We start from the raw sequence: 12,885 nt of genomic DNA, 5'->3' as shown, positions 1-12,885 counted from the left end.
TCATTCTATGCCTTCTTTAGACGGACTTCTAATACTCCATTTCTCATGGCGGACTTGGCCTGTTCTTTCTTGACTTTCTTTGGCAATTCGATACTCTTGTGGTAAGGTCGTTCAGGATTTGTCACATCAATGGTCAGCGTCTTCCCTTTGACCTTGACTTTGACCTGATCGTGTTCGACACCGGGTAGCTCAGCAACCACTATGATCTCATCGTTTTCTTCAATCACATCAACAAGTGGTTCCAGCTCGGGAGTCATTCTAGGCCCGTCGGGTGCAGGCCTATTTCCGAATCGCTGAATTACAGGCTTGCCATCTGGGCCGACCTTGACAGAGAACCCAAAGACAAAGGGGCTGATGTTGCCCGAGGTTCGCATGAGATCGTCCATGCGTTTGGGATCAAAGACACCACCCTCTGCCACCTCTCGAAAGATCTGGTCCATCATCTCTTCTAGATTCTGGAAGACCTCGTCTGGAAGAAAGTCCCCGAACCATTTACGCAGGGCCTTTCGCGGATCATCCGAATCATCAAATGGGTCGTCCCATGACATTTGGCACACCTCTTATGTTCATATCATCTTCTTAGCAAATTCGTTTATACCCTTACCTCTATAGCCATTGACTCCGCCCATTCCAACCGGCAGATGGCGTTTGCCTTTGAAGCCTCCTGTTGGAGGGGTGAGCCGAAATACGGGTTTGAGACCCTCAACATCCTTGACACTTGCTTTGCCCGCTGCAAGATCTTTTGCAAAGGCCTTGATACTGCTGTAGTCAGAATGCTTCTTCACATATGCATCTGTGAGGCGTTCGCCACCGGGCAAGCGTCCTCGCTTTGTAAGAAGCAGTTCAGCGGTTTCCGCATCAACTTCGCCCCATGTGATATAATCCTTTGATTTCGTGATCATCCCACGCAGACTTGGCGTGAGCTTGAGGATTACCGCATGATGAAGCCGAACAAGATGTAGCTTGTTGAGTGTGTCTTCGATCTGAGGGCGTACACTGACGGTCCCACGTAGTCGAATTGCAAGAACTACTGGCTCTTCTGCACTCATTACTCATACACTCCTGGTGTGGTCCATTCTTGAGGTGGCAGCATCTTGTAAGTCTTGGACAATGCATTGACGAATGCCTTTGCAAAGTTGGAGGATGTGCGTGATCGTCCCTTTGTGATTGACCAGACATCATTAAGTCCGGCGATACGGAGCACGATCTTGCCCACGTCTGCCGTCACAAGTCCAGTACCCTTAGGTGCAGGACGAAGCGTGACCTTTACAGAACCTGAACGCCCAGATACTTGGAAGGGTATACTGTGGGGTTCGCCACAACGGCATTCCCAAGAGCCGCAACCACGTCTGAAGACAGTAATATTGAGTTTCGCTCGCGATTCGGCCGCACGGACAGCAGGAACGAATTCTGGTGCCTTTCCAACACCTATACCTATAACGCCCTCACCGTTTCCGACAACGACCGTGACCCTGAAACTCTTTTGCTGACCACTATCCGACTGTCGCTGGACCATAGTCACATCGACAACTTCCTGCCGAAGATCGGGAAAGAGAACATCCACAACCTCTGGCTCACGAATGCGGAAGTTGTTCAGGAATATCTCTTCAAGAGAGTTAATGTGACCCTCTTTGACCATGCGGCCGAGACTGGTCTTTGGAACCCAGTCTTGAAGTGGGTCATAGTCGGATCGGGGTGTGCGTCGTCTTCTCTGTTTACTCATTATCATTCATCCCCTACTTCTTCTTTTTCTTGCCCTTCTTGCCTTTACTACGGGCAATCAGCTTCTTGGGCTTAGGCTTGCGTGGGACTGCACGTGGCGCCCGAACCTCAAGTCGTTCCCGTTTGGGCTTGGCCTTCTTGGCCGCAGCGGACTTGGCCTTAGCTGGAGCCTTTTTCTTTTTCTTTCGTTTCAGGTCAGCCGGAGGAATATCAAGAAGTGCCTTCTTGACTGTTTCGAACTTCTTTGGTAGTGAGGTGAGCGTCGTCTTTTTCACACCAAGTTTTGAGAACTGGGTGGTGCCTGAGATCTCGCTGAAATGCTTGTACGCTGCCACAATGTGTTGCCCGGAGATCCTCTCATCAGGAGGCAGGATCTCTGGATCATGTGGTACGTCAAGCTCGCCATCCAGAGCACCCTTGAGTGCGGCAAAGACCTTGGAGCCACGAATGGGCGGATTGAGTCCAATGTCCAAGATGGCCTTACCAGTGCCTCGTGCCTTTGCTCGTCGTGCTGCAAGGAGTCCTGTCAGATACGCTGCAGGGAGATTTGCAGTGCTGGCATCCCAGCCATAGTTCTTCAACTCAGTGGACACAGCCGACGCAATCGTCGAATCGCCTTGTACATGGGCACTCACCACTTGTACTATGATCTGAGTGTTCGTCTTTCTAACAACAAGACGCGGGAGCCTTGACAGAAGCAGACGTCGACGCCTGTAATAGTCTGTCTTACCTTCTCTGCGTCGTCTAAACTTGACTCGATATGTCGGTCCATGGGCCATTTACTTGGACACCTCCAACTTGTGTTCCGCAATGTAGGTCTTGAGGTGCGCTGTGTTACGGAAAGCATTGCCCTTTGCCTTGAGGTAAAGCTCGCGGTAGGTGCTCCGAGTGATCCGTCCCTCATCACGAAGTCGTCTGAGCTCATGTCGCATGGGTCGGATCTTGCGCATCCAGCGTTCCTTACCGGAGAGCTTTGCAGTGGCCTTGCCTTTTCGATGACCAGGCCCCTTTCGCTGCCCTTTCCGTTTTTGTCGCATCACATAACGGGCACGGCCTCGACTGACACCTTTCTTTTGATGCCTTTGAATTGCACCCTCATCAATAAGCCGACGAATGTCCTCTTTTGTAATTGCAAGAGATACTTCATCGATAAACTCTGGATCTATCCAGACACGAGACCTGCCTACTTTCATGACCTGTGCAGCAAGTCGCTTCTGTGTACTCAATTTCATCGTGTTCCGACCTCCATGTCAATGCCATCTAGCTCTGTAAAGAGGTCTTCTTCCATGATGCTCTCCGGAGTACCAGCATTGAGCACCCGAATCATCATGGTCTCAGCCTTCTTGATGATATCTTGACGCTTACGACTTCCCACGGTCCTAGCAATTCGGACTGCATGGATATCAGGATTGAGACCATCAAGATCGGCAGGTCTGTACACAAGCACTTCAACGAAACCTGAGGGGTGGAGGCCCCTGACCAGTTTGGGCTTGCGGAATCCGGCCTCGACCATAGCGATACGGCCGCGACGCTTCTGCCGAGTAGGACTGTCTATTCCTCGAACCTTACGCCACGAGTCTTTGACACGAATCCAGCGGTGTGCTTGATCATGTCTGAAAGCGGGCTGTCGATGGCGCATTGCCTGAGCAATACGAAATTCTCTTGACTTGAGGACCATCTCACGTGTGAGCGGGCCCTTGGGTTTAGCCTTAGGCTTTGCCTTGGCGGAAGCCTTCTTTTTCGGCTTGGTCTTGGTTGTGGTCTTTGCCTTGGCTGTTGTCTTTTTGGCTGCCGCCTTTGGCTTCTCTTCCTTGGCCTTTGTCTTCTTTGCGGGGGCCTTCTTTGGTTTTGCAGCCTCTGCCTTGGTTGACTTTTTGGTAGTCGTCTTCTTCTTGGCCGCCTTTGGCTTCTCTTCCTTTGCCTCAGACTTCTTTGCAGTCGTCTTCTTCTTGGCCGCCTTTGGCTTCTCTTCCTTTGCCTCAGACTTCTTTGCAGTCGTCTTCTTCTTGGTAGTCGTCTTCTTGGAGGACGTCTTGCTCTTTGGAGCCGCCTCGGCCTTCTTCGCGGTCGTCTTCTTGGTGGTTGTCTTCTTGGTGGTTGTCTTCTTGGTGGTTGTCTTCTTGGTGGTTGTCTTCTTTGGCTCCTTTGGAGTGTCTTCGGTCTTCTTCGTCTTTGACTTGGTCGTCTTCGACTTCTCTGACATCAATTACTCCTCCTTATACAATGGACTTTACTTCCTCGCCCTTCCGTTTCCGGATGACATAGATACCATCCAAGAAGACTCGGCGGTCTTTGTCACGAATCTTGCAGGCGAGCTGGATATTCGCCGCGCTCTGGGAGACGTGTTCAATGTTGATCCCGCTGATGATGATATCATCCTCCGTAATCTTCACTTCCACATCGCCAATGAGGCGGGCCTTTCGTATTCCTCGTTCACCGATGAAATTCTTGATAATGATCTCTTGACCACGCTGTTCCGCAGTGATTGGGAAGTGTGAGAACACAATCTTCATCTCATAGGTGTACCCATGAACTACACCGATGAACATGTTTCTAAGATGTGCAATGATCGTACCGACTAGGGCACGTGTGCGTTTACGTGAGATATTTGTGGAGGCCACTATCTCATTCCCGTCAAGACGGATCTCGGTGTAAGGCTCAGGGAAAACCCTCTCAAGGGTGCCCTTTGGCCCAGTCACTTTCACTGTCTTATCATCAACCTCGACTTGACATTCACTGGGAACTTCAATACGCTTCTCATAGAGTGCTTCTTTGGGCATTATCTTTGACCTCCATTAATACACGTAAGCGAGGAGCCGTCCTCCAATCCCGCGTTTCTTGGCCTCCTCGTGGGTCATCACTCCTTGCGGGGTGGTAACAATGAGGATACCATAGTTATAGGCTGGAAGGAATCGTTTCTCGAACTTTTCAAAGCCATCTCGTTTGACAGGGTAGCGTGGTTTGATCACACCGCATTTATTGGTCCGGCCCATGAGTTGAATCCGGAACCGGCCAGCCTTTCCATCGTCGATTCTCTCGAACTCGCCAATGTAGCCTTTTATCTGCATCACATGCAGTACACGCTCAATGAGGCTGGAGGCAGGTGCGATTACCACCTCAGATCTGCCGATGATCTCGCTGTTGTAGATGCTTGACATTGCATCAGCCAGTGGATCTAGTAGCGTCATTCTTTCAAGACCTCCCTACCTGTATTTGCGGAATCCCATCTTCTCCGCAGTTTCCCTGAAACAGCGGCGGCACATGTTGAGACCATAGGAGCGGATGATTGCGCGGTGCGTTCCACACCGGGTGCACGTCCTGCTTCCCTTTCCCATCTTGCGCTTCTTATCACGTTCTCGTCCTTTACTACTCATCATTAATCACCTCTAGAACAGATACGTGCGTTCACGCTCCTTCTCCAGAATCTCGACTCCAAACTCGTTCTTGACGAACACCATGCTCTCTTCACGAGTAAGCCTATGGCGCCAAGGAACCTTGTTCTTACGTCTACGGCGTCTCTTGACTCTGAAGCCTGGCCGTTCCAAGACCACGGTTATGTTCATGCCTTGAATTCCAAGCTGTGGATCATATTTGACTCCGGGAATATCGATGTGTTCTTTTATTCCGAAGGCAAAATTACCGTCTTCATCCCAGTTCTTGATCAGAAGGACATGCTCCTTGGCTTCTAATGCTCTCTTGAGAAAGTCTTTGGCCCGCTCATGACGAAGAGTCACACGGACTGCGATTGCCTCTCTCTTTCTGATGCCGAAATCACGAATTGTCTGCTTCGCGCGACTCTGAACAGGAGTCTGCCCCGTCAATTGCTCAAGGATAGTTGATGCGCGCTTCAACGGTTCTCCACCGCCTGTACACATATCGACAATGACCTTTGAGATGAAAGGCCGGCGCATGGGATATGCTTCCCATTCCTTGACAATGACATCTTCATGGGGTGTAAGAGTCTCTTCTACAGCGGTCATGCTGCAACACCTCCAGTTGACTCAAGTCTGACCTCTGGGTGATCGCTGCCCACAACAAAGACGTATTCAAGTGCTGTCTGGACGCGCGTGCCATTTGGATCCTCAAGAGTGACCGTACTGGCATGAGTGCCGAACCGTCGCTCAATAGCAATGATTCGCCCCTCGATACCGACGTTCTTGCCCTGAGTGATTACTGCATAGGCGCCCTCCTTGAGAGGATATGACTCGAGAAGTTTCTGATCGGGAACTGTGATCTTAATCGTATCGAGTGTCTTAAACTCGGATGCATTTCTACCCTCAGGTAGAAGGATGTTACGACCATCATGAAGGGTCATCTGGAGCTTTCCTCCAGACACCATCATCTTTCGCTCTATACGACAGAGCTTGATGGTCGCCTCGCTATCATCAATCTGAACAAGTCGAAGACCGCCACGGGTCTTTGGTAGAAGTCGGAACCGTTCGCCTGAAGAGGTGATCTCTATAACATCCATGACACCTACTGGGAATCGAGGCTCAGTTCTCACTCTGCCATCCACTAAGATCTGACGCGAGTTGAGGATACTCTTCACTTCTCGCATCGTCTCGGCGTAACCCAAGACCTCTCTGAGAAGTATAGCGAGAGTGAGTGACTCTTCTTTGGGGTGTGGCCCCGGAATCACTCGGGTCGCAAACTTACCATGTTTTCGTTGAATTGGCCAGTGTTTAGGTGCTGGCAGTCGTTTGAGATGCTTCTTTTGTCCTCGTCGCGCCACTCTACTCATCCTCCATTAATGTAGCAGCTCTGCGTTGAAGAATCTGCTTTCGTTCATTATCGAGTTCCATCTTGACAATCATGAGGTTCGATGGGTGCAGAGGAACTGGTGCCTCCTTGCCGTCTGCCTTTGCTGTAGTTGCGGCATCGACATAGACTCGAACATGTCTATAGTCTACATTTGTCACCTTAGCCTCAGTGTCACGAAATTGACCACGCATGATACGAACAAGATCGCCCTTTCTGACAACCATCGATCTTACGCCATATTCCTCTCTGAGCAACTCGTCAAGTTTACACCTGAGCAGTTTCTTGTGCGTGTGCAAGGGGGTCTGGGGGGATATACGTCGTCGCTGCTTGCGGGGAGACTTGCTACTCGGCTTTTTTGTCATCTTTCTCGACCTCATACTATCTTTGAAGCAATGGCTGCTACACGGGGCCATTTCAGAGTGACCTCACGAGCCATTGGACCGCGCATCTCAGAACCTTGTGGTTCACCACCTGGTTTGATGAGGACCGCAGCGTTGTCTTCGAACTGCATCCATGTGCCATCGGGTCGTCTGTAGGCTTTGCGCTGGCGGACGATGACTGCTGTAAGGACTTGTTTTCTCAATTCCTGCTTGCCTTTGGTTACTGCAACATTGACTCTGTCACCTATACCTGCCTTGCCAAGCTTGCGCAGCTTACCCTTGTAACCGAGGACTGTGATCAGTCTGAGCTCCTTGGCACCAGAGTTGTCTGCACAGACGAGTGTGGCACCAATAGGCAGACCACGGGACATCCTCGGAATGAACTTTCTAATTCCTCTGCTTAGCTTCCTCGACATTGATTACTCCTCCTGACCAACCTCGGGGTGTTTCACTTCAATAACAACGCACGAAACCGTCTTGCTGAGTGGGCGGCATTCTACAACTCTGACTGTATCTCCAACCCGTACCTCCATGCAATCGGGAACATGTGCATGCTTTTTTGATCTGCGTCTTTCGTATCGTGAGTATTTCTTGACGAGACTCAGATAGTCCTGTTGAAACGTACAGGCCTTATGCATTCGAGTACTTGTGACCACTCCCTCCATGATCCGACCACGAACAGGAAGACTTCCGTGGAAGGGGCAGTTCGGATCTTCACATGTCTTTTCAGGTGGCGTTACATTAGGGATGCCAATATTGCGCACCTTGACCTTACTCTTACTCATTTTACCATCTCCTCTTGATGGGCCTCTTTAGCCTGTCTTCCGGACGACCCGCAAGAAGGTGTCCGTCAACCCTGACAACTGTATCATTTGGCAATTGCATATCAAATACAGATACTGACTTGGGGACTTTTACAAGCCCGGAGAGGGTCTCAAGATAGACCATGTTCCGAGTTTCCCCGATGATAGTACCCTCTCTGCATACAAGGCCAGGATCACGAGCATCAACGATATGGGCGTGTAACCCCGTAATCTCATGCTTCACGAGAGATTCAGGTGTGATTGTCATTTGAGGGCCTCCAACTCCGATTCGCGTTGAATAGTGAGAATTCGAGCAATGGCTCTTCGCACACCGCGGATCTTGTAGGGGTTCTCGGTGCCACCACCAGTTGCAAGTTGTATTCTCACAGTGGAAAGCTCGTCATAGAGATCATCGAGCTTTTTCTTACGCTCGGCATCAGTAAGACTTCGAATGTCCTTAGCAGTAAGTCGTGCCATGATTACTCATCTCCTTCAATCTTGTCCAGTGCGTCGAGCTCTGAGAGATCCACATCGGTCGGACCCTCTTCCACTGGTTTTTCAGCCTCGGCGGTCTTCTCCGTAGAGGGCTCCTCAGCAGGTTGTGTGGAGTCTGTATCAGTCACAGGCTCACTTGATGTGGGTTCTGTGGGAGTGTCCTCGACAAGATCCAAGGCGTCCAATTCTTCAAGCTCGCGAAGCTCGTCGATATCGGTGATACCTTCGAGTTCTTCCTCGATAGCCTCAGCCTCTGTGACCTCTTCTTCAGTGGGTTCTTCAGGGGCCTTGATCAGTTCACGCTCTTTGACCTTCTTCACCTTTGGTTTCTTGACCGTAATGACGCCTGGCAGTTTAGCATCGGGTTTCATAATTCGAACTTTAACACCAATGACACCGGGTTTGAGAACCGCAATGTCATCAGCCTCATCAACAAAGACTTCGGCAGGACGCCCAGTCTTGGCGATAGTTGCCTGCCTGAATTTCTGATAACGTGCTCGCCGGCTTGACAGTTTACCTTTGACTATAATCTCGCAGCCCAATGCTCCTGCACGCATGACACGACGCAGAATCCAGTAGGCCATCCTACGAAATCGTACACCACGCTCAAGCTGGCGTGCCAATCGTGAGGCCATCACCTGCGCGCTGAGCCATGGGTTCTCGATTTCTGCAACTTCCACCTGTACATTCCGAATGCCAAAGTCGTGGTCCAAGATGTCTGTGAGCTCACGAATCTTTGAGCCGCGACGACCAATAACAACACCCGGTCGAGAGGCATGAATAATGACCTCGGTACGAGTGGGCATCTTGCGAATCTCGACACCACCATAGCCTGCCGAGTTGAGTTCCATTGCTAAGAACTCATCAATTCTCAATCGCCGGGCATTTTGTTCAATAAAATATTTGACTGCCGACACTTAGGCCACCTCTTCAACTACAATCTCAACATGTGATGTGATCTCGAAGTAAGGCGAACTCCGACCGAAGGCTCGTTCAATGAATTGTTTGTATGTCCGGCCCTTCTGGGTTGCGGCATGTACAATCTTCAGGCGATCGATATCAAGGCCCTTGTCATCGGCGTTTGCCTCTGCATTCTTGAGGACCTTCAGAATCATCTTTGATGCCTTTACCGGATGGCCTCCTGCAGCCCACTTCTTCATTCCTGCATGATGACCGCGTTTCTTTTTGTGTCGTCTGTAGGGGATCCATGCCTTTTCCTCGATCACACTCTCGAGAAGCTCAATTGCCTTATCGAGCATCATGCCTTTGATCGCTTTACAGACTTCTCTGCTTTGTTTCGGGGAACATCTCATATTCCTGCCGCTTGCTATGGCGGTCTTATCCGGGTCAATGCCTATTATGCTATATCGGTATGATGGCATGGTACCACACTTCCGGTGCTAATGACATGGCGTGGCCAAGTCTCTCACTATTGTGAGCCTGACTAATCGGTCGTTTTCCCTCAATAACCACCCCAAGACGCTCCGGCACACGTATACAGGCGGTTCCGCGAGCAGAAGTCAATGCCTGTACTGCTTCCTTCGGTCTTGAAACAGCTATTCCGTAAAGGGATACCAGCCCACCGCAGGGATTATCATTTAAACCTTATCACTCGACCATTTTATAGAAAAAGTAGGCCACTATCACTTCTTGGAACCTGTTATTCAAAGCACATCTGTAATATTTCAGATCTCTAATGTTGAATGTATTTTTGCCGTATTCGAGGGGCCATGCGGGAATAAAACGGTCCCGTATTCGGAGAAGCAGAGATAAATAATAATATAATAGATGCTTTTTATAGCGTGATTCAATTCGGTCTATGGATTATTTCCAAACTCGGCAGTCACACGCCTCAAGGAGGGTGTATCAATTGTCCCCTCAACAAGACGCACTCCCTTTTCGGTTAACGTTCCTTTGACGAAGAGATGCCCGGACGACCTGATATAGGCAAGCCCTTTCCGTTTCAACCGATCAAGGCTGCCAAGTACAATCTGGGTCAGTTCGTCATCGGTTATTGGAACGCCCCCATCAGGGGACTGAATGCTCTCAGTCATGCGCAGAACATTCTTCATACTGGAGAGTTGTCTGCGTTTGCTCTCATACGGATTCGAGTATAGCCACAGTAGGACAATTAGATCGATTATGTTGAGGCCTATATCAGGGGAATATCTCAGAATCTTCTTGGCGACCAACTCAACTATCGGCATTCTCTTTGGCGTCCCTTTCTTATTCTCTTGTTACCTTAGTCACTCTCTGAACCTTTTCATTTAAGCTCTCGGGAATCACAACGCACGCACGTAGTTTGGCTTAGGCTGATAGATCTCATTCTGTCGCATCAGACGTTCAAGTGCCGCATCAACCGACTCCTCAGATACCCCATGTTGCGCATAGTGAGCGTACAAATCTTTAACAGAAACCTCTTCATCATGTTTCCGCAGATAGGCCAGCAATTCGTTCGTGATATCCACAATCGTGCTGGGCTTCTTCTTGTCCGCATGCGCACCAATGTAACGAATCTTCCAAGGGGTTGGATAAAAGACTTCACCAGCAGCAAAGAGCTTCTCCAGTTGAGCCTCAGCCCAAGACCATTGAAGACCATACTTTTTGCATGCGTCCTCCAACTCACCAATAGTGCAGGGTTGATCAAGAGCCAAGCGTTCAAGAAGCATCATGAGCCGACGAGTCTTCCCAGTCGGTAGCGTCTCTCCTTTGACATCATCAGCAACGTCCCCCACCTTGAGGCGGGAAGGAGGTAACAACCGAAGGATCTTCTCACGGGACTCCCGCACAACCTCCTCGAAATCGTGATCCTTACCGGCATTGAACTGCTTGACGGCCTCGGCCGCAGCATGCGAGTCATCAAAGAGAGCAGTTGCAGCCTTTGAGATGTCGATGATCTTTCCACAGTAGCTACAGACCCTGCGTTTCTGACCGACTGGTGCGTTTGTGTAGTGCCTACATCGAGGGCACATGAAGACAAGATACTGTTTCATCGTGCGAACTCCAATCAACTCTCAGTAATCTGTGTATTTAATTGACACTCTCGGCCGCCGAATGCCAAGCATTATATCGGGGACGCCTGAGGCCCAGAGTGGTGACTAGTCAGTGCCTCGAAAAGCGAAGGAAATAGCCGTTGACGGTAAGTTGTGCAAAGGATGTGGGATATGTATCTCGGTCTGTCCTCATGATGTTCTTGCACAGGCCGACAAAGTTGATAATAGAGGGTTTTACCTGCCTGTAGTTGCCGATCTCGAAGCTTGCGTTGTATGTCACATATGTGAGATGGAATGCCCTGATTTCGCTATCAGGGTCATCGAAGATACGTGAATATAATACAAGCGAAGATATACAAGTGCAGGAAGACTTACCTGCTCGGGCAAGTCTTTGAAAAGGTGGTGCATGCACTGGAAGATCCTCGCATACGAATTCTCTTAGAATTGAGAAAAGAACTTGATGAAGAATACGAGAGACTCAGTGCACGGTTAGAAAAGATCCGAGCATACCGTCAGGCACTGGATAATACTATAGGCGTTGGGAGCTTTGCCACTGCCGATACGGCCCTTGGAAAGGTCGATACCACACAACCAACAGCCACAGTGCAGAGGACACCGGAGACCGCTGCACCCGAGACCCCCAAGACCATAGAGGTCTTCAATAAATCACGAACGACTCTCTTGGCCACGATACAGAACGAGAATGGCACGCTCGTGATCACCCCTGCTGAGGATGCACTCTATGACATCAAGCGAGGTGCATTTGCAAGGTTCTTTGTAGAACGAATACTCGGCAAGTTCCAGCAGGAGGATCGTCATAGGGTCGAGAATGGCGAGATCACATGGGATCAGGTCTTCGACTTCAACGTGAGTGATGAAGAGGGATTCTTGAAGGAGATAATCATTAAAAATTATGGAACAAAGGCACGATTGGAAGAGATTCAGCGTGCGCTACGATGGGCCTTGGAAAAGGTTTACACAAAACGATAGGCAAAAACGTCGAAAAACGGCAGCGCGCGGAATCCCCTCACCTCAACTTCGCATGCAAAATGGTTTATATTCAGAAAATCCCCGAGAGAACATGGCTGTCGGTTAGAGACGGCAGGAGAGAGCATCGTGTATCATAGCGAGAACACGGAAATGGTTGTCAACCCGCAAGTAGTAGTGAATTTTGTGCGCGATGCTCACGGATTTTACGAGGAGAACAGGGTTGACGAACGCTATCAGTCAGTAGCGTTGGACTTGGTCAGACGATACATCTCCCAAATGGGTGCCCCACGAGAGGCAGACTCCCTTTTTGGTGCAGCATTATACATTGTCTCACGACATCCTTGGAGCCACCCCAACCCACTGACAAAGAATGAGTTTGCCATGCGACTCAGATTGAAAGAATCGAGCCTCGAATGGTATACGGATAGCATAGTTGAGACCTTGGGATTCCTTGTCTTCCGCGACAGGACACAGTTACCCTTCTTTGCAGACCCGAATGGCACAATCGCTAGCGTGATAAATTCGATTGTGAAATCAAGCGTTGGAGAAGAAGTCGTACTGAGTATCGTACGGGGCGGAGCAGTATCGCCAGCCGCACTTGCGGAACGCATCGTAGACAGGCTCTGTAATGTCGTGAAAATAATTCCAACGGTATTTGAGCAGGAACTACTTGGAATCGTAAAAAGAAAGATCGAGGTCGAGAGTCAACGACTGGTCAAAGAACTTGACCATTGACTCTCA

Annotated in this window: 22 protein-coding genes and 1 pseudogene; 3 read left to right on the top strand and 20 right to left on the bottom strand. The window is 49.8% G+C overall.

Features of this window, described 5'->3' with window-relative positions; all coding sequences use genetic code 11:
* Positions 1–5 precede the first annotated feature (5 nt).
* The 20 genes and pseudogenes from K9W43_09845 to K9W43_09750 form a co-directional block, all read right to left on the bottom strand.
* Positions 6–548 (bottom strand): Hsp20/alpha crystallin family protein, encoded by a 543-nt coding sequence (locus tag K9W43_09845; GenBank protein ID MCF2137519.1) that lies wholly within the window; start codon positions 546–548, stop codon positions 6–8.
* A gap of 18 nt (positions 549–566) precedes the next feature.
* Positions 567–1,049: a 50S ribosomal protein L30 gene (locus tag K9W43_09840; protein MCF2137518.1), complete on the bottom strand. Its 483-nt coding sequence runs from the start codon at positions 1,047–1,049 to the stop codon at positions 567–569.
* Entirely contained in the window at positions 1,049–1,723 is a 675-nt protein-coding gene (locus K9W43_09835) for a 30S ribosomal protein S5 (GenBank protein MCF2137517.1), read from the bottom strand. The genes K9W43_09840 and K9W43_09835 overlap by 1 nt, the downstream gene beginning before the upstream one ends.
* Positions 1,724–1,931: 208 nt before the next feature.
* A pseudogene (locus K9W43_09830) lies at positions 1,932–2,501 on the bottom strand (50S ribosomal protein L18).
* On the bottom strand, positions 2,502–2,954 hold the full coding sequence (locus tag K9W43_09825; GenBank protein MCF2137516.1) for a 50S ribosomal protein L19e: 453 nt from the start codon (positions 2,952–2,954) through the stop codon (positions 2,502–2,504).
* Positions 2,951–3,925, bottom strand: coding sequence for a 50S ribosomal protein L32e (locus tag K9W43_09820; protein ID MCF2137515.1), 975 nt, complete (start codon positions 3,923–3,925; stop codon positions 2,951–2,953). The genes K9W43_09825 and K9W43_09820 overlap by 4 nt, the downstream gene beginning before the upstream one ends.
* Positions 3,926–3,938: 13 nt before the next feature.
* The gene (locus K9W43_09815) at positions 3,939–4,502 is read right to left on the bottom strand and encodes a 50S ribosomal protein L6 (GenBank protein ID MCF2137514.1); all 564 of its coding nucleotides are present in this window, start codon (positions 4,500–4,502) and stop codon (positions 3,939–3,941) included.
* Between the two features lie 15 nt (positions 4,503–4,517).
* Positions 4,518–4,910, bottom strand: coding sequence for a 30S ribosomal protein S8 (locus K9W43_09810; GenBank protein ID MCF2137513.1), 393 nt, complete (start codon positions 4,908–4,910; stop codon positions 4,518–4,520).
* A gap of 15 nt (positions 4,911–4,925) precedes the next feature.
* The gene (locus K9W43_09805; GenBank protein ID MCF2137512.1) at positions 4,926–5,099 is read right to left on the bottom strand and encodes a 30S ribosomal protein S14; all 174 of its coding nucleotides are present in this window, start codon (positions 5,097–5,099) and stop codon (positions 4,926–4,928) included.
* 9 nt (positions 5,100–5,108) lie between these two features.
* Positions 5,109–5,702 carry a 50S ribosomal protein L5 gene (locus K9W43_09800; protein ID MCF2137511.1) on the bottom strand — a complete coding sequence of 198 codons (594 nt, stop codon included), beginning with the start codon at positions 5,700–5,702 and terminating at the stop codon, positions 5,109–5,111.
* On the bottom strand, positions 5,699–6,454 hold the full coding sequence (locus K9W43_09795) for a 30S ribosomal protein S4e (protein MCF2137510.1): 756 nt from the start codon (positions 6,452–6,454) through the stop codon (positions 5,699–5,701). Before K9W43_09795 ends, K9W43_09800 begins: the two co-directional genes overlap by 4 nt.
* 1 nt (position 6,455) lies before the next feature.
* Entirely contained in the window at positions 6,456–6,845 is a 390-nt protein-coding gene (gene rplX / locus K9W43_09790) for a 50S ribosomal protein L24 (protein MCF2137509.1), read from the bottom strand.
* An 11-nt stretch (positions 6,846–6,856) separates the two neighbouring features.
* Positions 6,857–7,279, bottom strand: a complete 423-nt coding sequence (locus K9W43_09785; GenBank protein MCF2137508.1) for a 50S ribosomal protein L14 — start codon at positions 7,277–7,279, stop codon at positions 6,857–6,859.
* A 3-nt stretch (positions 7,280–7,282) separates the two neighbouring features.
* Complete coding sequence (locus tag K9W43_09780; GenBank protein MCF2137507.1) at positions 7,283–7,648, bottom strand: 30S ribosomal protein S17; 366 nt, start codon at positions 7,646–7,648, stop codon at positions 7,283–7,285.
* Position 7,649: 1 nt separating this feature from the next.
* The gene (locus K9W43_09775) at positions 7,650–7,934 is read right to left on the bottom strand and encodes a ribonuclease P protein component 1 (protein ID MCF2137506.1); all 285 of its coding nucleotides are present in this window, start codon (positions 7,932–7,934) and stop codon (positions 7,650–7,652) included.
* Positions 7,931–8,143: a 50S ribosomal protein L29 gene (gene rpmC / locus K9W43_09770; protein MCF2137505.1), complete on the bottom strand. Its 213-nt coding sequence runs from the start codon at positions 8,141–8,143 to the stop codon at positions 7,931–7,933. The genes K9W43_09775 and rpmC overlap by 4 nt, the downstream gene beginning before the upstream one ends.
* Before the next feature lie 2 nt (positions 8,144–8,145).
* Positions 8,146–9,078, bottom strand: a complete 933-nt coding sequence (locus K9W43_09765; protein ID MCF2137504.1) for a 30S ribosomal protein S3 — start codon at positions 9,076–9,078, stop codon at positions 8,146–8,148.
* Positions 9,079–9,543, bottom strand: a complete 465-nt coding sequence (gene rplV, locus K9W43_09760) for a 50S ribosomal protein L22 (protein MCF2137503.1) — start codon at positions 9,541–9,543, stop codon at positions 9,079–9,081.
* 435 nt (positions 9,544–9,978) lie between these two features.
* Complete coding sequence (locus K9W43_09755) at positions 9,979–10,368, bottom strand: hypothetical protein (protein ID MCF2137502.1); 390 nt, start codon at positions 10,366–10,368, stop codon at positions 9,979–9,981.
* Between the two features lie 75 nt (positions 10,369–10,443).
* Positions 10,444–11,154: a hypothetical protein gene (locus K9W43_09750; protein ID MCF2137501.1), complete on the bottom strand. Its 711-nt coding sequence runs from the start codon at positions 11,152–11,154 to the stop codon at positions 10,444–10,446.
* A 112-nt stretch (positions 11,155–11,266) separates the two neighbouring features.
* Between K9W43_09750 and K9W43_09745 the strand changes: the two genes are divergently transcribed.
* The 3 genes from K9W43_09745 to K9W43_09735 all read left to right on the top strand — a co-directional run bounded on the left by K9W43_09745 (position 11,267) and on the right by K9W43_09735 (position 12,879).
* Positions 11,267–11,488 carry a 4Fe-4S binding protein gene (locus tag K9W43_09745; GenBank protein ID MCF2137500.1) on the top strand — a complete coding sequence of 74 codons (222 nt, stop codon included), beginning with the start codon at positions 11,267–11,269 and terminating at the stop codon, positions 11,486–11,488.
* Positions 11,489–11,553: 65 nt separating this feature from the next.
* Positions 11,554–12,144, top strand: a complete 591-nt coding sequence (locus tag K9W43_09740) for a hypothetical protein (GenBank protein MCF2137499.1) — start codon at positions 11,554–11,556, stop codon at positions 12,142–12,144.
* A 126-nt stretch (positions 12,145–12,270) separates the two neighbouring features.
* Positions 12,271–12,879 (top strand): hypothetical protein, encoded by a 609-nt coding sequence (locus K9W43_09735; protein ID MCF2137498.1) that lies wholly within the window; start codon positions 12,271–12,273, stop codon positions 12,877–12,879.
* Positions 12,880–12,885 lie beyond the last annotated feature (6 nt).

The sequence above is a fragment of the Candidatus Thorarchaeota archaeon genome, assembly GCA_021498125.1.
Lineage (GTDB): Archaea > Asgardarchaeota > Thorarchaeia > Thorarchaeales > Thorarchaeaceae > B65-G9.
Note: the sequence above shows the minus strand (reverse complement) of the source record. Positions and strands in the feature narration are given on the sequence as shown.